General features: G+C 28.6%; 31 protein-coding genes and 4 tRNA genes. 19 read left to right on the forward strand and 16 right to left on the reverse strand.

The features are described 5' to 3' along the window. Positions 1–4: 4 nt before the first annotated feature. Genes buk through PWP28_RS06080 form a run of 6 tightly spaced genes read left to right on the forward strand, consistent with a single transcriptional unit; the run spans position 5 to position 4,368 of the window. Complete coding sequence (gene buk / locus PWP28_RS06055) at positions 5–1,072, forward strand: butyrate kinase (RefSeq protein WP_264150488.1); 1,068 nt, start codon at positions 5–7, stop codon at positions 1,070–1,072. A gap of 10 nt (positions 1,073–1,082) precedes the next feature. Then, positions 1,083–1,748 carry a cobalamin biosynthesis protein CobQ gene (locus tag PWP28_RS06060; RefSeq protein ID WP_308644422.1) on the forward strand — a complete coding sequence of 222 codons (666 nt, stop codon included), beginning with the start codon at positions 1,083–1,085 and terminating at the stop codon, positions 1,746–1,748. 15 nt (positions 1,749–1,763) lie between these two features. Then, a complete protein-coding gene (locus PWP28_RS06065) occupies positions 1,764–1,985 on the forward strand; it encodes a ferredoxin family protein (RefSeq protein WP_109606341.1) in 222 nt (73 codons plus the stop codon). A gap of 14 nt (positions 1,986–1,999) precedes the next feature. Next, positions 2,000–3,061 carry a 3-methyl-2-oxobutanoate dehydrogenase subunit VorB gene (locus tag PWP28_RS06070; RefSeq protein ID WP_109606343.1) on the forward strand — a complete coding sequence of 354 codons (1,062 nt, stop codon included), beginning with the start codon at positions 2,000–2,002 and terminating at the stop codon, positions 3,059–3,061. 12 nt (positions 3,062–3,073) lie between these two features. Next, the gene (locus PWP28_RS06075; protein ID WP_109606345.1) at positions 3,074–3,829 is read left to right on the forward strand and encodes a thiamine pyrophosphate-dependent enzyme; all 756 of its coding nucleotides are present in this window, start codon (positions 3,074–3,076) and stop codon (positions 3,827–3,829) included. Continuing rightward, on the forward strand, positions 3,826–4,368 hold the full coding sequence (locus PWP28_RS06080) for a 2-oxoacid:acceptor oxidoreductase family protein (RefSeq protein ID WP_109606347.1): 543 nt from the start codon (positions 3,826–3,828) through the stop codon (positions 4,366–4,368). The genes PWP28_RS06075 and PWP28_RS06080 overlap by 4 nt, the downstream gene beginning before the upstream one ends. A gap of 47 nt (positions 4,369–4,415) precedes the next feature. On the opposite strand, the gene PWP28_RS06085 is transcribed toward PWP28_RS06080, so the two are convergent. The 10 genes from PWP28_RS06085 to PWP28_RS06130 all read right to left on the reverse strand — a co-directional run bounded on the left by PWP28_RS06085 (position 4,416) and on the right by PWP28_RS06130 (position 11,772). Continuing rightward, a tRNA-Ser gene (locus PWP28_RS06085) sits at positions 4,416–4,504 on the reverse strand. A gap of 324 nt (positions 4,505–4,828) precedes the next feature. Next, on the reverse strand, positions 4,829–5,311 hold the full coding sequence (locus PWP28_RS06090; RefSeq protein ID WP_109606348.1) for a hypothetical protein: 483 nt from the start codon (positions 5,309–5,311) through the stop codon (positions 4,829–4,831). A gap of 11 nt (positions 5,312–5,322) precedes the next feature. After that, positions 5,323–6,120 carry a hypothetical protein gene (locus PWP28_RS06095; RefSeq protein WP_308644423.1) on the reverse strand — a complete coding sequence of 266 codons (798 nt, stop codon included), beginning with the start codon at positions 6,118–6,120 and terminating at the stop codon, positions 5,323–5,325. After that, complete coding sequence (locus tag PWP28_RS06100) at positions 6,110–6,364, reverse strand: carbon storage regulator (RefSeq protein ID WP_109606352.1); 255 nt, start codon at positions 6,362–6,364, stop codon at positions 6,110–6,112. Before PWP28_RS06100 ends, PWP28_RS06095 begins: the two co-directional genes overlap by 11 nt. Before the next feature lies 1 nt (position 6,365). Beyond that, positions 6,366–6,830: a flagellar assembly protein FliW gene (fliW, locus tag PWP28_RS06105; RefSeq protein ID WP_109606354.1), complete on the reverse strand. Its 465-nt coding sequence runs from the start codon at positions 6,828–6,830 to the stop codon at positions 6,366–6,368. Positions 6,831–6,901: 71 nt separating this feature from the next. After that, positions 6,902–7,786 (reverse strand): flagellar hook-associated protein FlgL, encoded by an 885-nt coding sequence (gene flgL, locus PWP28_RS06110; RefSeq protein ID WP_308644424.1) that lies wholly within the window; start codon positions 7,784–7,786, stop codon positions 6,902–6,904. 12 nt (positions 7,787–7,798) lie between these two features. Then, on the reverse strand, positions 7,799–10,252 hold the full coding sequence (gene flgK, locus PWP28_RS06115; protein WP_308644425.1) for a flagellar hook-associated protein FlgK: 2,454 nt from the start codon (positions 10,250–10,252) through the stop codon (positions 7,799–7,801). A 2-nt stretch (positions 10,253–10,254) separates the two neighbouring features. Then, entirely contained in the window at positions 10,255–10,737 is a 483-nt protein-coding gene (gene flgN, locus PWP28_RS06120) for a flagellar export chaperone FlgN (RefSeq protein ID WP_109606361.1), read from the reverse strand. 2 nt (positions 10,738–10,739) lie between these two features. Further along, the gene (locus PWP28_RS06125) at positions 10,740–11,009 is read right to left on the reverse strand and encodes a flagellar biosynthesis anti-sigma factor FlgM (protein WP_264150481.1); all 270 of its coding nucleotides are present in this window, start codon (positions 11,007–11,009) and stop codon (positions 10,740–10,742) included. 115 nt (positions 11,010–11,124) lie between these two features. Further along, complete coding sequence (locus PWP28_RS06130) at positions 11,125–11,772, reverse strand: peroxiredoxin (protein WP_109606365.1); 648 nt, start codon at positions 11,770–11,772, stop codon at positions 11,125–11,127. A gap of 230 nt (positions 11,773–12,002) precedes the next feature. On the opposite strand from PWP28_RS06130, the gene PWP28_RS06135 reads away from it, so the two are divergent. Further along, positions 12,003–13,187 (forward strand): hypothetical protein, encoded by a 1,185-nt coding sequence (locus tag PWP28_RS06135; RefSeq protein ID WP_109606367.1) that lies wholly within the window; start codon positions 12,003–12,005, stop codon positions 13,185–13,187. A gap of 25 nt (positions 13,188–13,212) precedes the next feature. On the opposite strand, the gene PWP28_RS06140 is transcribed toward PWP28_RS06135, so the two are convergent. Further along, positions 13,213–13,485, reverse strand: a complete 273-nt coding sequence (locus PWP28_RS06140) for a stage V sporulation protein S (protein ID WP_109606369.1) — start codon at positions 13,483–13,485, stop codon at positions 13,213–13,215. A gap of 52 nt (positions 13,486–13,537) precedes the next feature. After that, positions 13,538–13,614, reverse strand: a tRNA-Arg gene (locus PWP28_RS06145). Positions 13,615–13,814: 200 nt separating this feature from the next. Between PWP28_RS06145 and PWP28_RS06150 the strand changes: the two genes are divergently transcribed. The 10 genes from PWP28_RS06150 (at position 13,815) to rpmB (ending at position 20,870) form a co-directional block, all read left to right on the forward strand. Further along, entirely contained in the window at positions 13,815–14,114 is a 300-nt protein-coding gene (locus PWP28_RS06150; protein WP_264150480.1) for a hypothetical protein, read from the forward strand. Between the two features lie 16 nt (positions 14,115–14,130). Beyond that, complete coding sequence (zapA, locus tag PWP28_RS06155; RefSeq protein WP_158274908.1) at positions 14,131–14,433, forward strand: cell division protein ZapA; 303 nt, start codon at positions 14,131–14,133, stop codon at positions 14,431–14,433. A 7-nt stretch (positions 14,434–14,440) separates the two neighbouring features. Continuing rightward, complete coding sequence (gene murI, locus PWP28_RS06160) at positions 14,441–15,244, forward strand: glutamate racemase (protein ID WP_264150478.1); 804 nt, start codon at positions 14,441–14,443, stop codon at positions 15,242–15,244. Continuing rightward, positions 15,244–16,101 carry an RNase adapter RapZ gene (gene rapZ / locus PWP28_RS06165; protein WP_109603947.1) on the forward strand — a complete coding sequence of 286 codons (858 nt, stop codon included), beginning with the start codon at positions 15,244–15,246 and terminating at the stop codon, positions 16,099–16,101. Before murI ends, rapZ begins: the two co-directional genes overlap by 1 nt. Before the next feature lie 6 nt (positions 16,102–16,107). Further along, positions 16,108–17,046: a gluconeogenesis factor YvcK family protein gene (gene yvcK / locus PWP28_RS06170; protein WP_109603948.1), complete on the forward strand. Its 939-nt coding sequence runs from the start codon at positions 16,108–16,110 to the stop codon at positions 17,044–17,046. Between the two features lie 2 nt (positions 17,047–17,048). Next, positions 17,049–17,990: a DNA-binding protein WhiA gene (gene whiA / locus PWP28_RS06175; RefSeq protein ID WP_109603949.1), complete on the forward strand. Its 942-nt coding sequence runs from the start codon at positions 17,049–17,051 to the stop codon at positions 17,988–17,990. After that, a complete protein-coding gene (gene nrdR, locus PWP28_RS06180) occupies positions 17,987–18,439 on the forward strand; it encodes a transcriptional regulator NrdR (RefSeq protein WP_109603950.1) in 453 nt (150 codons plus the stop codon). Before whiA ends, nrdR begins: the two co-directional genes overlap by 4 nt. A gap of 102 nt (positions 18,440–18,541) precedes the next feature. After that, a complete protein-coding gene (greA, locus tag PWP28_RS06185; protein ID WP_264150477.1) occupies positions 18,542–19,018 on the forward strand; it encodes a transcription elongation factor GreA in 477 nt (158 codons plus the stop codon). Positions 19,019–19,043: 25 nt separating this feature from the next. Beyond that, complete coding sequence (lysS, locus tag PWP28_RS06190; protein ID WP_305081418.1) at positions 19,044–20,555, forward strand: lysine--tRNA ligase; 1,512 nt, start codon at positions 19,044–19,046, stop codon at positions 20,553–20,555. Positions 20,556–20,678: 123 nt separating this feature from the next. Further along, positions 20,679–20,870 carry a 50S ribosomal protein L28 gene (rpmB, locus tag PWP28_RS06195; protein ID WP_109603953.1) on the forward strand — a complete coding sequence of 64 codons (192 nt, stop codon included), beginning with the start codon at positions 20,679–20,681 and terminating at the stop codon, positions 20,868–20,870. A 135-nt stretch (positions 20,871–21,005) separates the two neighbouring features. Here the strand turns inward: rpmB and PWP28_RS06200 are convergent. Next, positions 21,006–21,083, reverse strand: a tRNA-Ile gene (locus tag PWP28_RS06200). Between the two features lie 84 nt (positions 21,084–21,167). Beyond that, positions 21,168–21,245 (reverse strand) — tRNA-Ile (locus PWP28_RS06205). Positions 21,246–21,356: 111 nt separating this feature from the next. Here PWP28_RS06205 and PWP28_RS06210 point away from each other — a divergent pair. After that, positions 21,357–21,527 (forward strand): hypothetical protein, encoded by a 171-nt coding sequence (locus tag PWP28_RS06210; RefSeq protein ID WP_308644426.1) that lies wholly within the window; start codon positions 21,357–21,359, stop codon positions 21,525–21,527. Positions 21,528–21,541: 14 nt separating this feature from the next. Here PWP28_RS06210 and murJ read toward each other — a convergent pair whose 3' ends face one another. Further along, on the reverse strand, positions 21,542–23,026 hold the full coding sequence (murJ, locus tag PWP28_RS06215; RefSeq protein ID WP_264150475.1) for a murein biosynthesis integral membrane protein MurJ: 1,485 nt from the start codon (positions 23,024–23,026) through the stop codon (positions 21,542–21,544). A gap of 54 nt (positions 23,027–23,080) precedes the next feature. Further along, a complete protein-coding gene (upp, locus tag PWP28_RS06220) occupies positions 23,081–23,710 on the reverse strand; it encodes a uracil phosphoribosyltransferase (protein WP_264150474.1) in 630 nt (209 codons plus the stop codon). Positions 23,711–24,064: 354 nt separating this feature from the next. Between upp and PWP28_RS06225 the strand changes: the two genes are divergently transcribed. Further along, positions 24,065–24,643: an HAD-IA family hydrolase gene (locus tag PWP28_RS06225; protein ID WP_264150473.1), complete on the forward strand. Its 579-nt coding sequence runs from the start codon at positions 24,065–24,067 to the stop codon at positions 24,641–24,643. Positions 24,644–24,649: the final 6 nt, after the last annotated feature.

Here is a 24,649-nt window from a genome sequence, read left to right on the forward strand (position 1 = left end):
TGAGATGTTTAGAATACTCGTTATAAATCCAGGGTCTACTTCTACTAAATTGGCCATATATGAAGATGAAAATGAAGTTTTAAATCAAACTGTTAGACATAAAACAGAAGAAATATCTAAATACGACACTATAACTCATCAATATGAGTTTAGAAAAAATGTGATAGAAGAATTTTTGAATAAAAGTGGATTTCCACTTGCAAGTTTTTCAGCAATAATAGGAAGGGGAGGACTTTTAAAACCTATTCCTGGTGGAGTATATAAAGTCAATGATAATATGATTGATGACTTAAAAAAAGCGATATATGGAGAACATGCATCAAATCTTGGGGCAATAATTGCTAAAGAATTGGCAAAATCTGTAAACATAGAAGCTTTTATCGCTGATCCTGTTGTTGTCGATGAAATGATGGCTGTTGCAAGAATATCTGGACATCCAGATTTTGAAAGGAAATCTATTTTTCATGCTTTAAATCAAAAAGCTATTGCAAGACAGCTGGCTGAAAAGCTTGGGAAAAATTATGAAGATATGAATATCATAGTTGTACATATGGGCGGAGGTATATCAATAGGTGCTCATTATAAGGGAAGAGTTGTAGATGTTAATAATGCACTTGATGGAGATGGACCTTTTACTCCTGAAAGATCTGGTACATTACCTTTAACAGGTGTTTTAGAACTTGGATTTAGTGGTGAATATACTTTATCTGATATGAAAAAACTGATAAAAGGTAATGGAGGTATGACCTCTTATTTAAATACGAATGATGCTCAAATGGTTCAAAAAATGATAAAAGATGGAGATGAGAACGCCTTATTGATTTATAAATCTATGGCATATCAAATATCTAAATGGATAGGAAAAATTTCAGCAGCTCTTGATTTTGAAATAGATGCAATAGCTTTAACTGGTGGTATTGCATATGATGATAATTATATAAATAAATGGATAAGAGAAAAAGTGGAATTTCTTGCTCCAATCTATGTTTTTCCAGGTGGAGATGAAGAACTCGCACTTGCTTTATCGGCTTTAAGAGCTTTAAGAGGTGTGCAAGAAATTAAAGTTTATTGAGGTGTTTTAAATGATTGAAAAATATAAGAATAATATATTCATAGGAATGTTTGGATCAGGAAAAACAGAAATTGCTATAAATACATCTTTAAAGTTAAGGGAAAAGTTTGAAAATGTTGCTATTGCCGATATAGATACAATAAGTCCTTATTTTAGAACGAGAGATGTTATTTCTGAATTAAAAGAAAAAAATATAAAGGTTGTAACGCCTCCTGAAAAATATATGCATGCAGATGTTCCCATAATTCCCCCATCTGTAGGAGGTTATATTACTAATCCTGACTATAGACTTGTTATAGATGTTGGTGGAAATGATGATGGTGCTGTAGTCTTAGGATCTTTAAATAACTTTGTTAAAAAGGCTGATTTTGCTTTATACTTTGTTATAAATACAAATAGGCCTTTTACTGATACGGAAGAAAAAATAATAAAAAATATACAAAATTTATCAGCTAAAGCAAGGTTGAGTGTAGATTATCTGGTATGTAATTCAAATATTATGGAAGAAACGACACAAGAAATAATTACAAATGGTGAAAATATATTAAAAAATGTTTCTGAAAAATTAGGAATTCCTGTTGCTTTTACAGTTGTTGAAGAAAGTATAGAAAAAAACATTAAAACTAATTATGAAAAATTTATTTTAAAAAGATACATGTTAAAAGCCTGGGATTGATAAGGAGGGAATGGAATGGAATTTAAAAACCTTGTGGAGATAGACCAAGAGAGATGTAAAGGTTGTGGATTATGTATAAATGCATGCCCTAAAAAGGTTCTTGGTTTTTCTGAAGGATATAACTCTAAAGGTTATCACCCATCCGAAGTACAGAGACAGGAAGATTGTATAGCCTGCGGATTCTGTTATCAGATGTGTCCTGATGTATGTATAACAGTTAAAACACTTGCTAAATAAAGGGAGGGAAGTTCATGTCAGAAAAAGTAATGGTAAAAGGCACGGAGGCTATTGGAGAAGCTGCTTTAAGGGCGGGATGTAGACATTATTTTGGATATCCAATAACACCTCAAAGTGAACTTACTGAATATATGGCAAGAAGATTGCCGGAACTAGAAGGAGTATTTTTACAAGCTGAAAGTGAAGTTTCAGCAGTTAATATGATATATGGTGGAGCATGTACAGGGAAAAGAGTTATGACTTCTACATCGTCTCCTGGTTTTTCACTTATGCAGGAAGGTATGTCTTATATTGCTGGAGCAGAATTGCCATCGGTTTTTGTTAATGTTGTTAGAGGTGGCCCTGGTCTTGGAGATATACAACCGGCTCAATGTGATTATTTCCAGGCTACAAAAGGTGGAGGACATGGAGATTATAGACTTGTTGTTTATGGACCAGAATCTTTACAAGAAGCGGTAGAGTTGACTATAAAATCTTTTGATATTGCAGATAAATATAGAAATCCTGTTTTAATACTTGCAGACGGTATGCTTGGTCAGATGATGGAACCGGTAAGTTTCCCAGAATTTAAAGATTTAAATTCATTTGTTGATCATTCTGATTGGGCAATGGTTGGTACAAAGATGGAAAGAGATGCTCATAGGGTTACTTCTTTTAATATAGATCCTTATGGACTTGAAAAGATGAATATAAAATTTCAAAAGAAATATAAAGAGATAGTTGAAAATGAAAAGATGTATGAAGAATATATGCTTGATGATGCTGAAGTTGTTATTGTTGCGTATGGCACAATAGGAAGAATAGCTAAATCTGTTGCTAAAATGGCAAGAGAAAAAGGTATCAAAGCAGGAGTTTTTAGACCGATAACATTATGGCCATATCCATACGAAGCATTGGCTAAACATACAGATAAAGCAAATATGTTTTTTACAGTTGAAATGAGTGCTGGTCAAATGATAGAAGATGTAAAACTCGCTGTAAATGGTAAAAAACCAGTTGAGTTTTATGGGAGAATGGGTGGAGTTGTACCAACACCAGGAGAAATATTTGCTAAATTAATGGAATTAGTTAAATAAGGAGGGAATAATATGGCATATGTAGAAAAATTCAAAGGCCCTCATGCTCTAAGTGGAAAAGAATTTACATATTGTCCGGGATGTCATCACGGAATTGTACATAGATTAGTTGCTGAAGTAATAGATGAGTTGGGGATAGAAGGAAAAACATTGATGGTTGCTCCTGTAGGATGTTCTGTTTTTGCATATGAATTTTTTAATGTTGATGGTACTGTTGCTGCTCATGGTAGAGCACCAGCTGTTGCAACAGGATTGAAGAGAACAACACCAGATAAAGTTGTATTTACTTATCAGGGAGATGGTGATTTAGCAGCAATAGGAACTGCAGAAATAATTCATGCTGCTAACAGGGGAGAAAAAATAACAACAATATTTGTAAATAATGCAATTTATGGTATGACTGGAGGTCAGATGGCTCCTACTACATTACTTGGAATGAAGACAACTACTTCTCCTTATGGTAGAGATGTTAATAAAGAAGGTCATCCATTACATGTTTCAGAGGTATTAAAAGAATTGAGAGGAGTTGCATATTTATCAAGAAATAAAGTAGATACTCCTCAGGATGTTATAAAAACAAAAAAAGCGATCAAAAAAGCCTTTTTAGCTCAAATGAATAATATAGGTTTTGGTATAGTTGAAATATTATCGACATGCCCTACTAATTGGGGATTAACGCCTATAGAGTCTATGAAATGGCTTGAAGAGAATTTAGTAAAAGAATATCCACTTGGTACATTTATCGATAAGGTGGGTGATGATAAATGAGTTATCATGGAGTAATTGCTGCAGGATTTGGTGGTCAAGGAGTCATGTTGTTTGGTCAAATTTTATCTTATTCAGCTATGATGGATTCTAAATATACTACTTGGCTTCCTTCTTATGGACCAGAGATGAGAGGTGGAACTGCAAATTGTACAATTGTTGTTTCTGATGAGTATATTGCATCTCCAGTTATAGATAAACCTGGTGAAGTAGTAGCTTTTAATATACCATCTATGACAAAGTTTGAAAAACAAATGGCTGAAAATGGAGTTATGATAATAAATTCTTCTGTTATAGATAGAGAATTGACCAGAAAAGATATAAAATTGATAAAAGTACCAGCAAATGAAATTGCTGAAAATCTCGGTAATATAAAAATTCAGAATATGGTTATGTTGGGTGCATATATAGGAGCAACAAAAGCTGTTTCTATAGAAGCAATCAAAAAAGCACTTGAAAAGAAACTTACGGGTAAAAAAGCAGCACTCATAGATCTAAATCTAAGGGCAATAGAAGAAGGTATGAGCGCTGCTACAAAATAAAAAAGTATTAATAAAAAAGATGTGCATGATATGCACATCTTTTTTTATGGCGGAGAGAGTGGGATTTGAACCCACGAATGGGGTTGCCATTACACGCGTTCCAGGCGTGCGCCTTCGGCCGCTCGGCCATCTCTCCATAACCAAAAAATATTATAACATAAAAAGCTTTATTAGTCAATTTTTGACTGTATATTTGATGAAATTTTTTGTTAAAAAGGTAAAAAAAGGTGGGTATGCTTAAATCAATTAGGCATACCCATATAAGATCCCCAAATTCCCCCTGTTTCATTTTTTATATACATTTCCTTAAAGATTTTAACATTTTTTGTTATTTTTGTCAACTGTTTTTGAACATTATGTTTATTTTTAGTAAGTTTTAAAAGTTTGACGGCTTATTTTAGCATATAAAAAAGAAAAATGTGTTTATTTTGTAATAAACACATTCAATTACCAGAGAATACTAAAAAGTTAGGTTAAAGCCTAACATGAAATTGGGTTGAAAACCTTTTTTATTTAAATCTTGTAGAGATTCTTTTATTCCAATTTGAATTAAAAAATCTTTATTTATATAAAATCCAGTTCCAATTGTAAATATATATTTTTCAAAATTTGAAAAATATTTTATCGGTGTTTCTACTGCAAATCTCAATTCTAAATTGTTTATTTTTTCTTTTAGAACATTCAATCCAAGATGAATTTCATTAAGATTAAACTCTTTATAAGGTGTGAATACAATTTTTTCTATATCTTTTTCTATATAGTTATCCAATGCTATTGGAACATTTGCGAACATGAATAAAAAATCAACTCTTGTAAAATTATCGAAATAAAATCTTTCAGAATTTTCAAAATTATTACTTGAAAATTCTAAAGTTAATCCTATACTTTTTGAGAATGTCAGTAAAGATAAAAGAATAATAAATAAAATAAGAGTTTTTTTCATATTTTTCCTCCTCAAATTTTTCCGTCTTTATAAGTTTTGTTAAAAGCTTCTAAAGCCAGTTCATTTGCTTTTTCAATAGTTCTTTTTGTCATTATATAATATATAAATACATTTTCATAGGCACTTATTGCTTCATCAAAAAATAAATTGTTTTCATGATCTTTTATCTTTATTTCTAAGCCATTTTGAGTTATTTTATCTTCATAAAATGATATATAATAATCACAAGTTATATTTTGAAGGTTTTTTCTATCTAAATTTCTTATAAAGAGATAATTGGTTGTAAATGAAGCATTTTCATAATCATAAAATTCATCTATATCTGTGAAAATTTTTCTTCCTTTTATATAATTAAAGTCTATTATTTTTGAGTTCCATTCTTCATATTTTATAAATATATGATTTATATTACATAAGGCTTCTTCAAGAAGTATAGGGTTTATTTCTTCATGAACTTTATTGATCTCAAAAAATTTTCTTTTTTCATCGATTATTCTTATTATATGATTATTGCCATTTTTATTTACACCCCAAGTCAGAGGTATTCCATTTTTATCAAAAGTTTTTAAAATCATATTTAAATATACATCATCTCCTAAAAAAGTGAAAACTGTTGGAGTTAATTTATATTTTTTTAAATAAAAAGCAATTCTACCACCACTATCTCCAATTATTGTTTTTATTTTGGTGTTTTTTTTATTAAATATTAAATTTTCTATTGCAACACCACCAATAATAGCAATATCAGGTTGTGTTCTATTTGTAAAAATTGATAATGCTTGTTCTCGATATTCATACTCAATTCTCACTTTCAAGACTCCCATAAATATGTTTGCTTATATCTTTGATTTTTTCTATATTTATATTTATAGAATTCTTATTTTCTTTGACTATTTCTTCATACAATTCTCCCCTGTATATTTTGAATTCAGGGGGACCATCAAAACCAATTTTTATATTGCCTGGACCATCTTCCACTATTTTTATTTTTAATAGTTCTTTTCCAACTTTTATGATCAAAGTTTCACCTTTTTTTCTGGAAAGTATAAGCATGTTATTTCACATCCTTATTTGAATTGGATAAGTCCTTACTTCTTTTTATTTCAGTATTTAGATTATGTTTTATATTATAATCTGATTTTTCTATTAATACTTGAGCTCCTTTTTTTGTTTTATTGGAGATTAAAATCGGTGCAGCTAAGTTTATTGTTATATCTCCATTTTGTGGAATTGTTAAAATTGATAATAATACTAAATCTTCTTTATCTTCTATGTTTAAGTATTCTATGATATCTTCTGGAATATAAATATCATAATCAATTCTCACCATATTTGGTGGTAATACTGGTAAAGCAACATTTTCATCTTCTAAAGAAGCTAACCACATTATAGGTTTAGTTTCTTCTGGATTTAGGAGAGTAAATTTGTTAAGATTTTCGAATCCAGGAAGACCGTATTCAAAATTTATAATTCTATTAGTATCTATAGAAATTTTTCCGAGTTTTGTATTAAATTCCATAAAGTTCCCTCCTTGATTTTTATAAATTTAAAGGGAGGATTTTTCTCCTCCCTTTATTATACTTTAATTTACTATATAAAATCAATAAGACTTTTTGGTAGTATATTTGCAGCAGTTTTTAAGGCATTGTTTAAAATAACCTGCTGCATAGATAAATTCATTTGTGTTTCGGCAAGGTCGGCATCAGCCTCTTTTGAGAGAAATTCAGTATTAAAATATTTGAATTCTTCTATTCTTTTGGCTGAAAGATCTAAAAGTCTATCAACTGCACCAATTGAAGATAGATTTCCTAAAGCGGCATGTTGAATTTCTTCTATTGCTCCGAGTTCATTTTGTATGGCATCATGATCTTCATTTTCAATGGCATCTGCGAGTCTATCTATTAATTTAAAAGCTGAAGTACCACTTTTAGTAGTAAAAACGTCGTATACAGTTTTTCCATATTCTACATCATATCCTCCAACTGATACTTTTTGATTTATGTTAGATATAGCTGGAGTTTGTATTTCTCCTGTTGGACTAACTGGAGCTGTATCAGAAGCAGCACCACCAAATATATAACTTCCACTTACTTTTGTATTTGCTATTGAAATTACATGATCTTTGATCTTTTTTAATTCTTGAACTATGGCTCCGCGATCCTCTTGGCTTAGAGAATCACTTGATCCTCTTACAGAAAGTTCTTTCATTCTTAAAAATACATTATTTAATTCTTGAACAGATTGATCATACATATTATTATAGCTTTTTGCAAGTTCTATGGATGATTTATATCTTTCCATCTGTCTTATTCTACTATCTAAATTTGATACTCTTGAGGCTATTGCAGCGTTGTCTGAAGGGTATAATACTTTTTTACCAGATGTCATCTGTTTATTTAATTTTGTGTATTTTTGTAATACTTTTTGCATATCAGCAAGAGCTGTACTAGACATATATTTTTCAGTTACTCTCATATTTTATCCTCCTTATCTTCCAACTGTTCCAAGGCTATTAACTATTTTTTCCATCATTTGATCTATTGCCGTTATAAATCTTGCAGATGCATTGAAGGCTTTTTGATATTTGATCATATTACTAACTTCTTCATCTATTGAAACACCTTGAACTCTATCTCTTTCTCCATCAATTTGTGAATGTAAAGCTTCTGCATTTCCTTTCATTTTTTCAGCAGTTTCTCCTTCTATACCCATTTCAGCTATTGTATTGGCTAAGAATCCACTAAATCCATCTTTTCCATCATTTAAAACTGCTAAATCTTTTATACCGGACAGTACATCCCATACTGATACATTTTTAGGCCCTACTGGTACATATTTATTAGAGTTAGTTAATATACCAAGATCTACTGAAAGGTTAGAAGGATTATCTTTTAATCCATCAGTTACTTCCATTCTATTCACAAGACCGATTTCATTATCTAATCTTAATATATCAGCTTTGTTGAACATATTGTTTATATCTTCCCATTTGGAGTCTGTAGATACCAATGTCATTTCATTTTCAGTTATTGGGGTTTTATCTATTAATCCAAGAGATTGAAATATGTTATCTTTACCAGAAATCTTTGAATTTTTCAGGTCAAAGTTTAAAGAAGCACCTGCTCTTAAAACAAATTTTCCATGAGGAGTTATAAAGGCCGTTACACCAGTATTAGATTTATTTATTTTTTCTGCGAGATCTTTTAATGAGTCTGTTCTCGTATCAAATTCTATTTTTATTCCATTTATCTCAATGCTTTCAGTTCCATTTACAGGATCACCATTTTTGTCTTTTATAAAGTTATTTAAAGTTGGATTTGAAGTATCTAAAACATCTACACTCACTTTTTCACCATTTGATAAAACACCTTTATCATCTTTTATTACAAGATTTTGCATAGATTTTTCGGCTACTTTATCTGTTGCAACTATATAAACATTATCTCCTTTTACTATAGCCCTTATATAATCATTTCCTGATGAATTGTTTATTGAATTTGCAAAGGTATTCAAATCTGTTCCATCTATACTGTTTATACTTATATTAGTTCCGCCAACTTCGAAAGAAATATCTCCACTTTTTAATCCTTCTTTATTTATTTTTATAGCTTGTACTGAAGATGTATTTAATCCCATTTTACTGAGATAACTTCCATCAACATCATATATTGTCTTATTGACATCACCATCAGATTCTATATAAAATTTTCCATTTTCATATTTTCCAGATAATTCAATAGAAGATAAATCACCGGCTGTTGAATTTTTTATTGTATCTTTATTAGAATATATTAAATATAAATCATTATCTTTTATATTTGTTGAAGGATCTGAAGTGAAAGTATTTTTTGAATAAAAATACTTTATAGGATTTGTAAATAAATCTTTAAATCCTGCCACTCTAAAAAATCTTGCATCTTCACCAGATTTTACAGCCTCAATACTTTTGAAAAAAGATGAGCCTGTTATCGTACCTGTTTTATCCCATCCTTCTTTGTGAATTAAATTTACTGTATCTACTAAGTTTACAGCAAACTCATCCAATTTCCCCCTATATTTTGGTATGATTTCATCACGAAGTTCGAATAGAGCCTTCATTTTTCCATCGGCAAACTCTACTTGAGAATTATTAGAAAAAATTCCATAAGTTTCACCTTTTCCTGGTATCATCTCAGCATATAATTCTTCATAAACTCCACCATGAAGAATTGTCCTGTCTCCAAGACCAAGTGAAATTTCTCCTGAAGGCATTTGAGTTACTTTTATATTTGTTAAATTAGATAATTGATCTATAACTCTATCTCTTTCATCCAATAAATCATTTGGAGTTGAACCAGATATTTCAACAGATCTTATTTTATTGTTTAAATCAGCCACTCTTTTTAGATAGTTATTCATTTCATTTACTCTTGTTGCAATTTCATTGTTTATATCTTCTTGAAGTTGATCTAATCTGTAATCAAGATCTTTCATAGTATTTCCAAGTTCATCAGCTCTTGCAACTATCTGACCTTTAGCAGCTTCATTATTTGGATCTGATTTTAATTCTTCCATTGCAGACCAAAAATTGTCGAATAAAACTCTGATGCCATTTTCTCCAGGTTCACCAAATAATTGTTCAATGTAATGCATATTTCCATATATATTATCCCAATAATTTTTTCTATTATTGGTATTTCTATATTGTACATCTAAAAAAGCATCTCTAACTCTCTTTATATCAGCTACTTTAGAGCCGGTACCCATTTGTAATGGAATACTTGGTTGTGCAAGCGTAGGTATACCAAGAGGTGGTGTTGTCACTATAACTGCTCTTTGTCTTGAATATCCTTCAGTGTTGACATTGGACATATTATGACCTACTACATTCATAGCAATTTTATGAGTATAAACTCCAAGTAAACCCGTGTTTAAAAGTCCATGTAATGATATCCCACTCATTATTAACCCCTCCAAGTATTATTGGAACTATTAAAATTATTTTGATTATATCCTTTTTTACCATAAGTTGTTTTTCCAGTTTTTTCAATATTTGTCAATTTCATAAAAAGATTATTGAAGTTCATTTGAAAATTTATAACTTCATTTAACATATCTATATTCATCATAAAATCGTTTATTTTCTGGAAAAAATTAGCAAAAACAATAGCAGTTTCTGAATCTTTTACTTCCATGAACTCTACTATTGTTTTTATATTTTTATCTATATTATTTTCTTTTGAAAATATATCGATTAATTCATTTCTTTTTGAGTCTATTTTTTGAAATTCAAATGCAAGATCTTCAATTTCTTTTATTTTGGGAGATACATCATCAATTTTTTCTTTGTCTGAAAGCAAATCTCTGAGTTCTTGAACACTTTTAGTCATATCATCGAGTAATATATTTTCTTTTTCTATTATTGAGTATATATTTTTATATATCAAAATTATTTACCCCCAAGCATTTTGTTGACTATATTATTATGGTTTATTTCATAATTATTATTTTCTATTTGTTTTTTGTATTCTTCAACAAGATTTGTCCTAACATTTGGAAGTTTTTTTGCAAGTTCAATATATTGCATCGATTCGCCTGAAACATTTAAGGCATTTTTTTGATTTTCAAATTCATTATTAAAATTAGAATTTTCAGCTTTATATTTTTTATTGATCTTTTGATAGTTTAAATTATTATGACCTATTTTGTTTATATCCATTTCAATAACCTCCTCATAATTTCTTTTTCATAATATTATCGGACAAATTTTCAATACATTAAATAAATAAAAGGAGATGCATTTATGCATCTCCTAAAATAGGGATATAACTTTATTATAGCTTTTTAACTTTAAACCACCAATCATAGCCTTCAATTGTATCATCATTTCTTCTTTCTTGAGCAGTTTTATAATCTGCTGCTGGAGGAATTATTACCTTATCTCCCAATATTGAATTATTAGGCCAATTTTCTGGCATTGCAACTTTACTCTTATCGGCAACTTGTAAAGCTTTAACGGCTCTATATATTTCATCTATACTTCTTCCAGCTTCTTGTGGATAATACATCATTAATCTCATTATTCCATCAGGATCTATTATAAAAACGGCTCTTACAGTATTTGTACCTTTTGCCGGATGTAACATACCCAATTGAGAAGACACTCTGCCAAGTTCATCTGCAATGACAGGGAATGGTATTTCAATATTTAGATTATCTTTTATCCATTCAACCCATTTTATATGAGAGAAAACCTGATCAACTGATAATCCGATTAATTCAACATTTATATTTTTAAAATCTTCGGCTCTTTTTGCAAAACCAGCAAATTCTGTTGTACAAACAGGTGTGAAATCTCCTGGATGACTGAATAATATAAACCATTTTCCTTTAAAATCTTCTGGCAATTTCATTTTTCCAAAAGTTGTTGTTACTTCCATTTCAGGGAATTTTTCCCCTAATAAAGGCATCTTATTTTCCATTTTAATATCTCCCTCCTGATTTTGTTAATTTTTAAAATGATTTCAATTTCAATTAAATTATATAATCAAAACAGAAATAAGTCAAGTAACAAAACGATAATAATTTTTAAATTATGAAAAATAAAAAGATAATATTATATTAATAGAAAAATGGTTTTCTTCTTTAAAAATATATTTAAATTATGTTATAATATAAAAAAGAAAGTAACCAATAAAAGGTAGGTGAAATAATGCAGTATATAAAAAAAATATTGGAATTGGTCAGTAGTTTGGGGACTCCTTCTTTTCATAGCCAGCTTGGAGAATTAATTAAAACAGAAACCAAAAGTACAAAAGTAGTTTTTATAAGATATATAGAAGATATGTTTATAATTTTTGATGCTCAAGGTGTTGTTCCTAAAAAACTTGAGTATATTAATTTAGATGAAGCTGTTCAAGAATTTGATCAGCTGAATATGTTTGAATTTTCTTTCAACACTTATATACTATGTGATGGTGAGTTTGAAGATTATGAAGTTATAGAACTTTTGAATAGATCTTTTGAAAAAGAAGAAGATCTGTATGAAAAAAACAGATTGGAAACAGTTATAGATAGATTATCTTATCAATTATCAGCTATTAAAGAACTTGTTTTAAGCCTTTCAGAACCTCTAAATGAAGAATCTTTTATAGAAATAGTTCAAAGTACTATTTCAGAACTTCTTTTTTCTTCAGCCATTACATATAAAGTAAATGCTATGAAAGCAAATAAAATATCCAATATAGGATATATAGATCTAGATATTGATAGTATTAAAATGGATGAAATACTTATTTCAAGTATTGAAATGAAATATGCTCTGATAATGGAAGATATTCAAGAATTAGAATATTTAAAAGAAAAGAAAGTAAAATCTATAATTCCTATAGGGGAACTTGATAATGAAGCTTATTTAATAATGGTAATAAGAGATACTAAAATAGATCCTGAAGAAAAATTATTTGTAGAAGCTATATTTAGAATAATACAACATTTTTATATAAAACAATTTGTAGAGTTAATAGATTTTAAAGAACAAATAACTATGAAAACTCTGAGAATTTTACAAGTTTTCGATAATCTATTAGATATAGTTAAAAATCCTGTGAATTTAGAGAAAAAATTTATAGAAACTATAAATTATCTTTCAGAAGTTCATAATGTATCTTCAAGAAAATTAGCTCATGATTTACCAGTTGGAGTATATTCGAATAGAGAAATAAATGATATAGATTGTGATATGATGATCGTTTATACCTGTGAAGAAAATAGTTCGAATATGAAAGAGATATGTATAAATATAAGTGAAAATCATAAAGAAAATTATTTAGAGCTTTTAAATATAATGACTTTAATTCTTGAAAGCTATGAAACTGTTTTAGAATCAAAAAAATGAAAGGGGGAAAATCCCCCTTTTTTATTTATGGTTTTGGTTTAACGACAAATTTTATGGCTGTTCTTTCTTCCCCTTCGATGCTTACATCAGAAAAGGCTGGTACACAAACTAAGTCCACCCCACTTGGTGCGACATAACCCCTAGCAATAGCTACAGCTTTAACTGCTTGATTTACAGCACCAGCACCAATAGCTTGCAATTCAGCTTGACCTTTGTCTCTTATTATAGCTGCTAAAGCTCCTGCGACTGCTATAGGTTTTGAATTTGCTGCAACTTTAAGTATTTCAAGTTCTGCCATGAACATTACCCCCTTTTATACTCGTGTTGTGCAATATAGTATATCGTATACATGGCGCGTCTGGCGGGATTTGAACCCACAGCACTCGGATCCGAAGTCCGACGCTCTATCCATTTGAGCTACAGACGCAAATCATTATAAATTATACATTAAATAATGCTTTAAATCAAGTACTAATAGTTATCAAAGGCTTTTTGAATATTTTTTTGACTATGACATATAAAAAGATTTTTTCATTTATTTAATTTTTATTGCTTGTTTTATGATAATTCTAAGTATAATATGATATAATAAAATTGTTGATTATTATATTATGAGGGGGAATAAGAATGGAAGTTTTAAGAGAATTAGAAAAAATGATATCAAGCCTTGTAGAAAAGTATAATAGTGTGAAATTGGAAAAAGCAGATTTACAAAAACAGTATGATGAATTATTTGAAGAATTTGAAAAAATCTCAGAAGAAAAAGAAAATTTAAATCATGAATTATCAGAAATGAGAGAAAAACAGAGAGAAGTTGAAACATCTCTAACTCAAATAAAATCAGATTTGATCAATAAAATAGGTGAAGAATTTGAAAATAAATCTGAAACAAATGAGTATTCTCAAAATGCTGATATTCATAATTAATCGGTAGGTGATAAAATTGGCCGATTATAGAAGTGTGGAGATAGAAATTCTGGGAGAAACTTATAAATATAAAGTTGATGAACCAGAAGAGGTTATAAATAAAATTTTAGAAGCCATAAAAGTTGATGTTGAAGATTATTCCAAAAGTTTTGGGAAGTCTAAGGTTAATCATATTTTACTTTTGATGCTTTTAAATGAAAAATTAAATACTATAAAGGCTAAAAATCAGATTAAAGAGATTATTAAAAAGTTTGACTCTTTAGTAGAACCTCCAAAAAATGAAGATCAAACTAATGAAACTGTATTCTATTGGGAGTGAAATATAAATGAGAATAGGCTTTTTTGACTCGGGAATTGGGGGACTTACCGTATTAAAAAAAGTGGTTAAATTTTTTAATAACCACAATTATTTTTATTTTGGAGATACATTAAATGTGCCTTATGGTTCAAAACCAGAAAACTTTTTAATAGAAAATCTTGAAAAAACATTTGATTTTTTTGAAGATTTGAAAATTGATTTAGTTATATCTGCATGCAATACCTCTGATTCTATGGTTAAAAAAGGTCTTGTAAAGTTGAATAATAGATCTTTTGATTATATAAGTATAATAGATAGTGGAATAAAACAAGTAAAGAATGGAGAAAAAATATTATTGCTTGCAACTGAAAATACCATAAAAAGTGGAAGTTACAGAGAAGGTTGTATAAAAAATGGTGTCAAAAAAATAAAAGAAGTTCCTTGTCCTTTATTTGTACCTTTGATAGAAGAAGGATATTGGTATGGTGCCATGTCAGATTCAATAACGAGATATTATCTTCAAGATAGTGAAAATAAATATGATAAGGTCATACTTGGCTGTACTCATTATCCTATTTTAAAGAATCATATAAATAAAGTTCTAAATACTGATATAATAGATCCTGCAGATGGAGTTATTAATAGCTTAATAGTGGATAAAAAAATTCCATATATAAAGGGAAAAGCACATATAGAATTTTTTATAACTGGAAATGTGGAAAAATTTAGAATTCTTTCAAGAAGGTTTATGAAGAACATTAGATATTCTGCAAATTATTCTAAAATAGATACAAAAAAATATTTGATCAATATTAGAGGTGGAGATGTTTAATGGACACAAAACCGAGAATATTTATAATAACCGGTCTTTCTGGAGCAGGAAAGACCTTTTTATTAAAAACTTTAGAAGATGAGAATTATTATACTGTTGATAATGTACCTCCTCATCTTATAAATTCTTTTTTAGATGTTATAAGAACTTCAAATGTTAGGAAGTTAGCTCTTGTAAGTGATTTGAGGTGGAAAAATCCTCAAGAACTAGTTAATTCATTTTTGAGTATAGAAAATAATGCCCCAGAAAATATGGAGATAAAAAAAGTTTTTCTTGAAGCAGATAATCAAACTCTTATGAATAGGTTTAGAAAATCAAGGAGAAGTCATCCGCTTGGGACACCAGTTTTAGAAGCAATTGAAAAAGAAAGAAAATTATTGAATGAAATAAAGAATATATCTGATATAATAATGGATACTTCGAATACGGAACCATATGAATTTAGAAAAAATTTTCTTATGAGAATAAATGAAGGAAAAAGAACTCTAAAAATGAATATAATGAGTTTTGGATTTAAACATGGTATACCAGAATATTCTGATTATATATATGATGTTAGATACTTACCAAACCCTTATTATTTTACTGATATGTATAAACTAACTGGACTTGATGAAAAAGTAAGAATATATTTAGAAGAGTTTGAACAAACACATAAAACAGTTCAAATTCTCGAAGAAGCTATAGAAATAATAATGAAAGAATATACAGAATCTGGTAGAGTTGAAGCTTATTTTTGTGTTGGATGTACTGGTGGAAAACACAGATCTGTATATGTAGCTCAAAGAATTTATGATGAGATGAAAAAAAGAGGTTTTGATGTTATATTGCAACATAGAGATATTGATAAGGAATGATTTTTTATGAAGAATATAGTGGTTATTGGCGGAGGAACAGGATTAAATCAATTGCTTAGAGGATTAAAATGGGAAAAAGAATTTTCTATAATATCGGTAGTAGCAGTTACAGATGATGGAGGAAGTTCTGGTATAATACGAAATGATTTTGAAATTCTTCCACCAGGCGATATAAGAAATAATATAGTAGCATTAGCTGAAAAGGAATCTCTCTTGACTGATCTTTTAAATTATAGATTTAAAGAAGGTTTTTTGGATAATCATAATTTAGGGAATATCATATTATTAGCACTTACAAGATTGAACAATAACAATTTTCCAATGGCTATAAAAAATTTATCAGAATTTTTAAACACCAGAGGAAAAGTCTACCCTTCTTCTACAGAATTGATAACCATTGCAGCTGAATTTGATGATGGTGGAATTGAATTTGGTGAAACTAATATTGTTAATAAGAATAAACCAATAAAAAGAGTATGGATTGATGGTAACAATGAAGCTTATGAACAAAGTAAAACGGCCTTGAAAGAAGCTGATGCTATAATATTAGGCCCTGGAAGTCTTTATACAAGTGTTGTGACTAATATTCTTGTAAAAGGAATAAAAGAAGCAATAAACGAATCAAATGCTAAAAAGATATATATATCAAATATAATGACTCAATTGGGCGAAACAATAGACTATGATTTAAAAAAACATGTTGATATAATTGAAAATTATTTGGATTCAAAACTCGATTATATAATAGCAAATGATGGAAGTATTCCTGATTTTGTATATAATAGATATAAAAAACAAGGTGTTGATAATGTTAAAATAGATTTTTATGATGACAGAATTATACAAAGTGATTTGATTTATTTTATCAATAAAGAAAAACCTATAATTAGACATGATTCAACGAAAATCTCTAAAATATTAAAAGAAATTATAATTGGTGATTAAAAATGGCTACTTTTTCAGAGGAAGTAAAAATGTCTTTAGTGAACACATCCTTTCTTTATCCCGAAATAGAACTTTTTGGGGCTATAAAAGGGAAGGGTGATTTTGTTTTAGATGGACATAAAAAATTTATAAAAATAACGGTTAGTTCTATAAGCTCTATGAAAAGAGTTTATAAGCTTTGTAAACAACTTTTTGGAGAATTTATCAGCGCATATGTTAAAATAGAGAGAAGATTAAACCTTGGAAGAACGGGAGAAATTTTATTAGATTTAAACTTTGTAGATAAAGTTTTATCTTCGCAAGGAATAAATTTATATAAAGATACTCTTCCGAAAGTATTGAAAGAAGATCCAGTTAAATTTGGAGTTTTTTTAAAAGGAATGTTTCTTACAACTGGTTCAATTTCATTGAAATCTTCATATCATATGGAGTTTTATCTTGATATATCAGAAGAATTTGTTAAAGATTTGATAGATAATTTTAAAATTCTTTTGGGGGTTAAAAGTAATTATATACATAAAAATAATAAAATAAAGTTTTATATAAAATCTTCTGGAGATATATTGAATATTTTGGAAGCTATGGATGCTCAAGAATCATCTAAAAAACTTTTGGATATAATGAGGATAAGAGGAATAAAAGGGAATGTTAGTCGTACTATAAACTTTTTAAGTGCAAATGCATCTAAAACAGCTGAGAGTTCTTCGAAACAAATAGATGATATAAATTATATATGTTCAACTATAGGAATAGACTCTTTAGATGATAATCTTAAAAAAATAGCTTTGTACAGACTTGAAAATACTGAAGACAGTTTAAAAGAAATGGCTGAAGCTTTAAATATGAAAAAATCTACTCTTTATAGCAGAATAAAAAAGATAAAAGGAATATCTAAACAATTACAGGATGAACAAAATCTTGAAGAGGAGGGTGAAAAAAAATGAAATGCCCTTTTTGTGATAATGAAGAAACAAAAGTACTTGATTCAAGACCTGTTGGAAGTGGTAACTCTGTCAGAAGGAGAAGAGAATGTTTGAAATGTGAAGGAAGATTTACGACTTATGAAAGGTATGAAGAGAGTAAGATAAGGGTAGTCAAAAAAGATGGTAAAAGGGAATTATTTGATAGGGAGAAACTAAAAGATGGTATAATTAAAGCCTGTGAAAAAAGACCTGTTTCTTCAGAAGATATAGAAGAAATAGTAGAAGAAATAGAAAATCTAATAAGAAGAAGTGGAAAAAGTGAAATCTTTACAACAGACATAGGTGATAAAGTTATGGAAAGGCTTAAAAAAATAGATCAGGTTTCTTATGTCAGATTTGCTTCTGTTTACAAAGAATTTAGAGATTTAGATAGTTTTTTAAATGAAATAAAGAACTTAAAAAATAACTAATAAAAATTTATACTAAATTTAATAAAAAAAAATATTAATTAAAAAAACTGTGATATCTTTAAATGAATAAAAATTCCTTATGATACTGGGGAGGTATTATAGATGGCCGAAGAAATTTATCAACTTACCAAAGAAGGTTATGATAGGTTAAAAAAAGAAAGAGATGCTTTAAAAGTAAAACTAATGGGTGAAATTGCTGATAGAATAAAAGATGCAAGAGAACTTGGAGATCTTTCTGAAAATAGTGAATATGAAGAAGCTAAAAATGAACAGGGTAAAATAGATTCAAGGATAAAAGAAATAGATTATATACTTGATCATGCTGAAATAATAATTGAAACAGCTACAAGTGATGAAGTTAGACTAGGTACAAAATTAAAGATATATGATTTTAAATTAAAAAAAGAAAGAGAATTTATGCTCGTTACACCACAAGAAGCAGATTTATCTGAAAACAAATTATCTTCTGATTCTTTGATAGGTAAGGCTGTTTTAGGTAAGAAAAAAGGTGAAATAATAAGCATAAAAACAATAAAAGGTCAGATAAAAAAAATAGAAATAAAAGATATAAATCTATAAACATTACAGTAATCGGAGGTGTAAGATGAGTGATCTAAAAAAGCAGAGATTGCAGATGATAGATGAAATTAGAAATTCAGGAATAAATCCTTATCCATATAAATTTGAAAAGGAAATGTCGGCTTCTGAGATAAAAGAAAAATATGATGAAAAAATAGAAGCTGGGAATCTTTTAGAAGAAGAAGTTTTTAAATATGCTGGAAGAGTAATGACTTTAAGAAGTCATGGTAAATCAGCTTTCTTACATATAAAAGATGATACAGGAAGACTTCAAATATATATAAGAAAAGATAAACTTGGAGATGAAAAATATGAATTTTTCAAAAAGTATATAAATCCAGGTGATTGGATTGGAGTAAAAGGATTTCCTTTTAAAACTAGAACTGGAGAATTAACTATTTTAGCAACTGATTTTGAATTGTTGACCAAATCAGTTAGGCCTATGCCAGAAAAATGGCATGGATTAAAAGATAAAGAAATAAGATATAGACAAAGATATGTAGATATGATATCTAATGATGAAGTTATAGAAACTTTTAGAAATAGATCTCTTGTTGTTAGATATATAAGAGAATATTTAAATGAAAGAGATTTTTTTGAAGTTGAAACTCCTATACTTCAAAATATAATGGGTGGTGCAAATGCAAGACCATTCATAACACATTTAAATGTATATGATATACCTATGTATCTTAGAATTGCCACTGAACTTCATCTGAAAAGACTTGTTGTTGGCGGAATGGAAAGAGTATATGAACTTGGAAGAATTTTTAGAAATGAAGGAGTAGATTATAAACATAATCCGGAATTTACAACGATAGAATTATATCAAGCTTATGCTGATTATAATGATATTATGGAATTGACAGAAAATTTATTAGCTTATGTTGCAGAAAAAATACATGGTACTACAAAGATTAAATATGGAGAATTAGAAATAGATTTTAAACCTCCATTCAAAAGAATAGATATGAGAGAATTTATAAAAGAACATCTTGGTGTAGACATATTAGAAGATTCAATAGAGACTATGGACAATTATTTAAAATCTAAAGATATAAACGTGGAAATAAAAGAAAGAGGTAAATATATAGATGAACTTTGGGATTTAGTAGAAGATAAGTTAGTTCAGCCAACATTTATAATGAATCATCCTGTAGAAATTTCACCTCTTGCAAAAAGACATAGAGAAGATCCAAGACTTACAGAAAGATTTGAACTTATAGTAAATGGTACGGAACTTGCAAATGCATTTTCTGAATTAAATGATGCTGCAGATCAATATTCAAGATTTAAAGCACAAGCAGATTTGAAAGATCTTGGAGATGAAGAGGCACAATTGATGGATTTAGACTTTGTAAGGGCTCTTGAGTACGGTATGCCTCCTACAGGAGGTCTCGGAATAGGTATAGATAGATTTGCCATGTTTATGACAAATACTCAAACAATAAAAGATATAATACCATTCCCACTTTCAAAACCTATGGCTTTTGAAATGGAAGAAGCTATGATGGATGAAAGTGAAAAAGAAGAATAAAATGCTTGAGATTAATTTTTATTAAAAATAAAGTAAAGAAATTGATAACCCATTAAATCTTATTGTATAATATATAAGGAATATAATGGAAAAATTTAATATATGGAGAGGAGGAGCACTGAAATGGCTAAAAGATGTGATATTTGTGGAAAAGAACCTAAAGCTGGTAATAAAGTAGCTCATTCAAAATCAACAACAAGAAGATGGTGGAAACCAAACGTACATAAAGTTAAAGCTGTTCTTAAAGATGGATCAGTTAAAAAAATAAATGTATGTACTTCATGTTTAAAAGCAGGAAAAGTTACAAGAGCATAATTAAATCCGACTCATAATGAGTCGGATTTTTTTAATATAAAGAAATGTTAATAAAACTTGACAAAAACATTTAAATATTATACAATAATATGGGTGTAAAAACAAAAAACGTTGAAACAAAAAGTTTCAACGTTATGGTGGGCTCGGATGGACTCGAACCATCGACCACCCGGTTATGAGCCGGGGGCTCTAACCAATCTGAGCTACGAGCCCTAAACACGTAAATAATTCTATCATAAGTTTTGGATTTTGTCAACACCCTAAATAAAAACGTTGAAACAAAAAGTCTCAACGTTATGGTGGGCTCGGATGGACTCGAACCATCGACCACCCGGTTATGAGCCGGGGGCTCTAACCAATCTGAGCTACGAGCCCTAAATCCGTAAATAATTTTATCATAAGAAATTGCTTTTGTCAATACTTTTTTTTGTAAAAATGAAAAAATAATAAAATGTTCAAAATACTGCAAAAAAGAGGTGTTTTACCATGATAAAAGATTGCATTGAAAAAGATGCCGGTCTTGATCCAGTAAGGATTGCATTATCCAAATACCCCAGAATTGTAGTTATAAAATCTGTAATCAAGATTTTGCAGAAAAGGAAGATCATAACATTACAGAATGTAGAAGGTCAAATACTGGAAGAATTAAAAAAATAGTCAGAATTATCTGACTATTTTTTTAATTTGATTATTTTTAAAGCTTTATTTAAATATTTGACTTTTAAAAATGTACAAGATATAAAAAATACAAAAATACCTATTAAAATTTGTATTATTGTACCAAAATTAGAATTGAATATCAAAGTAGAATATATCAATGATAAACTCATTATTAAAGAGGCTATTATTATTTTTAAAATTTCTATTAAATCTTCGATTTTAAAATATTTAAAAGATCTGTAAGAAGATAAAAACATTCCAACTATACCAGATATTGAAGTTGCAAGAGCTATACCATATATTCCAAATTTAATGGCCAATAAAATATCCAAAATAATATTAATTCCAAGCATTATAGATGAAATTAATGTTGGAGCTTTAGTATTTAAATCAGAATGATAAGTTCTGACAAAAATTCCATGTAAAGAATAAAATGGTAATCCTATTGAATAAAATACTAAAGTTTTTGCTGTTATAAAAGTATCTGCTGATGTGAAATTTCCATGTTCATATATTAAAGATATGATTTGATTACTTAAAAATATCAATCCAAAAGTAGAAGGAATGGAAAAAAACAATATTAATATAACACTTTCTCTCAAATATTTTGAATAATCATTCTCATTCTTCATTTCTCGAGCATAAGATAGTTTAGGTAGCAATGCATTGGCAATAGAGACTCCAAATATTCCAAGTGGCAGTTGATAAAGTCTTAAGGCATATTGTATTGTAGAAACTCCACCTTTTCCCGTCCAAGTGGCAATATTTGTATCTATTACAGTATTAAAAGTAGAGATTGCAACTCCTAACAGTGCTGGTCCAAAGAGATTTAAAATTTCATTAATATATTTTTTTTCAAAATCAAAAGTTATTTTAAACCCTGTTTTTTTAAGAAAACACCATACAAATAAAAATTGAGCTAATCCACCTATTGTAAAACCGATAGTTGGTCCTAAAATTTTTGGAAAAAAGTAAGAAGAAGTAAATATAAATATTATAGTTAATATATTTGTCAATGCTGGAGCTATTGCAGGAATAAAAAATATATTTTTAGTATTTAAAACACCTGAAATTACTGCCCATAAAGATATAAAAATTATAAATGGATAAGTTATTTTCATCAAATTAGAAGTTAAAGTTAATAAAGAATCTGAAAGCCCAGTTCCCATTATATAAGCAATTCCATCAGAAAATAATAAAATTGGTATATAAAGAATCACAGTTGCTATCAAAGTTGCCCAGAAAGTTGTACTAAAAAATTTTTGGGCTTCATCACCTTTTTTTCTTGTAAATAAAGGTATAAATGCTGATGAAAGGGCGCCTTCAGCAAAGATACGTCTTAAGTAAAAAGGTAAAAGTATAGCTATTAAATAGGCATCATATTCTCCACTTCTTCCAAAATAATGAGCAAAGGCGGCATCTCTAAAGAGACCTAAGAATCTACTCAACATAGTTGCAAATGCAAAGAAAAAAGAATGCTTTAAAAGTTCAGACATTAAAATTCCTCCAAATAAAAAAAGGGTGCATAGCACCCTTGAATATAAAAGTTATTATTTTGTTCTATATAGCCTATCGCCAGCATCGCCTAATCCAGGAATTATATATGCATGATCATTGAGTTTTTCATCTACTTCAGCGATAAATATATCAACATCTGGATGGGCGTCTTGAACAATCTTAATACCTTCAGGTGCTGCTAATAAACACATAACAGTTATATTTTTACCACCTTTTGATTTAACAACATCAAGAGCATAATTCATAGAATGACCTGTAGCGAGCATAGGATCTAAAACAAATATTTGATGATTATCAGTGAGTTGTGGAAATTTGACATAATATTCTACAGCTTTTAAACTTTCTGGATCTCTGAAAACACCCAAAAATCCAACTCCAGCATTTGGAACTAATGAAAGAACTCCATCAAGCATTCCAAGGCCGGCTCTTAATATGGGAACTATGGTGACTTTTTTATCATCAACCATTTCACCTTTTGTTCTTATTATAGGAGTATCTACATCAATTTCAGAAGTAGGTAATCCTCTTGCGGCTTCATAAGTCAATAGAAGTGTAATTTCATTCAACAGTTCTCTGAATTCTTTAGGACCTGTTTCTTTATTTCTCATGATAGACACTTTGTGTTTTATCAAAGGATGATCAGCTACAAATAGTTTTCCCATAAAAACACCTCCACTTCAAAATATTTTATCATAATATGGGTAAAATTAGCTTAAAAAATTGATAACAAAAAATCGGGAAAAATATCCCGATTTAATATAAATAATATTTATTTTTAAAAAAGAAAAAATGAGGTATTACAGACAAAAAATTGCCTGCTGAAAACTTAAAAAATTTATCAGTAAGTTTTAAATTCATTACATACCTCCTCATTTTAACCTTTTAAGATAATAACAGATTAATATAAACATTTTAATACCATTAGATATAATTTTTATTTCAAAATAAATATTATATGTTATCATTATAATATTATAGTTTATCACTATATAAAATAAAAAAATGGAGTTGATATCATGAACATAATATTTGATATAGGTAATGTGCTTTTAAAATTCAATCCGGAGAATATACTCGAAAATTATCCTGTAAATGATAGAAAAAAATTAAGAGAAATTATATTTGAATCTAAAGAATGGAAAGAATTGGATAGAGGAACTATAGAATCTGATTATGCATTTGAAAAATTTAGAAATGAAAATCCAAAATTGAAAAAAGAGATTACTGAAATAGAAAATATTTGGATAGATTATTTGATACCGATTGAAAAAAATATAAAAATATTAGAAAAACTTGATGAAAAGAATGAATTATTATTATTATCAAATTTTCATAAAAAAGCTTTTGAAATAGTGGAAAAAAAGTATGAATTTTTTAAAGTATTTAAAAAACGTGCCATATCTTGTTATATAAACAAGTTAAAACCAGATTATGAAATATATGATTATATCATCAAAAATTTTGATTTAAATAAAGAAGAAACTGTATTTATAGATGATACATTAAAAAATGTTGAAGCAGCTCTTGAATATGGAATAAAATCTATTCATTATAAATATGATATGAACTTAGAAAAAGAGTTAGAAAATATATGAAATGAA

This window comes from Oceanotoga sp. (assembly GCF_030445905.1).
Lineage (GTDB): Bacteria > Thermotogota > Thermotogae > Petrotogales > Petrotogaceae > Oceanotoga > Oceanotoga teriensis.

Bases quoted from the DNA above. Each gene is read 5' to 3' on its own strand.
- PWP28_RS06080 (WP_109606347.1), top strand. From the start codon at position 3,826: ATGAGTTATCATGGAGTAATTGCTGCAGGATTTGGTGGTCAAGGAGTC.
- rapZ (WP_109603947.1), top strand. From the start codon at position 15,244: ATGGACACAAAACCGAGAATATTTATAATAACCGGTCTTTCTGGAGCA.
- yvcK (WP_109603948.1), top strand. From the start codon at position 16,108: ATGAAGAATATAGTGGTTATTGGCGGAGGAACAGGATTAAATCAATTG.
- PWP28_RS06065 (WP_109606341.1), top strand. From the start codon at position 1,764: ATGGAATTTAAAAACCTTGTGGAGATAGACCAAGAGAGATGTAAAGGT.
- PWP28_RS06150 (WP_264150480.1), top strand. From the start codon at position 13,815: ATGGAAGTTTTAAGAGAATTAGAAAAAATGATATCAAGCCTTGTAGAA.
- PWP28_RS06140 (WP_109606369.1), bottom strand. From the start codon at position 13,485: ATGGCAGAACTTGAAATACTTAAAGTTGCAGCAAATTCAAAACCTATA.
- lysS (WP_305081418.1), top strand. From the start codon at position 19,044: ATGAGTGATCTAAAAAAGCAGAGATTGCAGATGATAGATGAAATTAGA.
- PWP28_RS06210 (WP_308644426.1), top strand. From the start codon at position 21,357: ATGATAAAAGATTGCATTGAAAAAGATGCCGGTCTTGATCCAGTAAGG.
- PWP28_RS06130 (WP_109606365.1), bottom strand. From the start codon at position 11,772: ATGGAAAATAAGATGCCTTTATTAGGGGAAAAATTCCCTGAAATGGAA.
- rpmB (WP_109603953.1), top strand. From the start codon at position 20,679: ATGGCTAAAAGATGTGATATTTGTGGAAAAGAACCTAAAGCTGGTAAT.
- flgL (WP_308644424.1), bottom strand. From the start codon at position 7,786: ATGAGAGTAACTGAAAAATATATGTCTAGTACAGCTCTTGCTGATATG.
- buk (WP_264150488.1), top strand. From the start codon at position 5: ATGTTTAGAATACTCGTTATAAATCCAGGGTCTACTTCTACTAAATTG.
- PWP28_RS06135 (WP_109606367.1), top strand. From the start codon at position 12,003: ATGCAGTATATAAAAAAAATATTGGAATTGGTCAGTAGTTTGGGGACT.
- PWP28_RS06225 (WP_264150473.1), top strand. From the start codon at position 24,065: ATGAACATAATATTTGATATAGGTAATGTGCTTTTAAAATTCAATCCG.
- PWP28_RS06090 (WP_109606348.1), bottom strand. From the start codon at position 5,311: ATGAAAAAAACTCTTATTTTATTTATTATTCTTTTATCTTTACTGACA.
- upp (WP_264150474.1), bottom strand. From the start codon at position 23,710: ATGGGAAAACTATTTGTAGCTGATCATCCTTTGATAAAACACAAAGTG.
- nrdR (WP_109603950.1), top strand. From the start codon at position 17,987: ATGAAATGCCCTTTTTGTGATAATGAAGAAACAAAAGTACTTGATTCA.
- whiA (WP_109603949.1), top strand. From the start codon at position 17,049: ATGGCTACTTTTTCAGAGGAAGTAAAAATGTCTTTAGTGAACACATCC.
- flgK (WP_308644425.1), bottom strand. From the start codon at position 10,252: ATGAGTGGGATATCATTACATGGACTTTTAAACACGGGTTTACTTGGA.
- PWP28_RS06070 (WP_109606343.1), top strand. From the start codon at position 2,000: ATGTCAGAAAAAGTAATGGTAAAAGGCACGGAGGCTATTGGAGAAGCT.
- PWP28_RS06125 (WP_264150481.1), bottom strand. From the start codon at position 11,009: ATGGATATAAACAAAATAGGTCATAATAATTTAAACTATCAAAAGATC.
- PWP28_RS06075 (WP_109606345.1), top strand. From the start codon at position 3,074: ATGGCATATGTAGAAAAATTCAAAGGCCCTCATGCTCTAAGTGGAAAA.
- PWP28_RS06060 (WP_308644422.1), top strand. From the start codon at position 1,083: ATGATTGAAAAATATAAGAATAATATATTCATAGGAATGTTTGGATCA.
- greA (WP_264150477.1), top strand. From the start codon at position 18,542: ATGGCCGAAGAAATTTATCAACTTACCAAAGAAGGTTATGATAGGTTA.
- PWP28_RS06100 (WP_109606352.1), bottom strand. From the start codon at position 6,364: ATGCTTATACTTTCCAGAAAAAAAGGTGAAACTTTGATCATAAAAGTT.
- murJ (WP_264150475.1), bottom strand. From the start codon at position 23,026: ATGTCTGAACTTTTAAAGCATTCTTTTTTCTTTGCATTTGCAACTATG.
- fliW (WP_109606354.1), bottom strand. From the start codon at position 6,830: ATGGAATTTAATACAAAACTCGGAAAAATTTCTATAGATACTAATAGA.
- murI (WP_264150478.1), top strand. From the start codon at position 14,441: ATGAGAATAGGCTTTTTTGACTCGGGAATTGGGGGACTTACCGTATTA.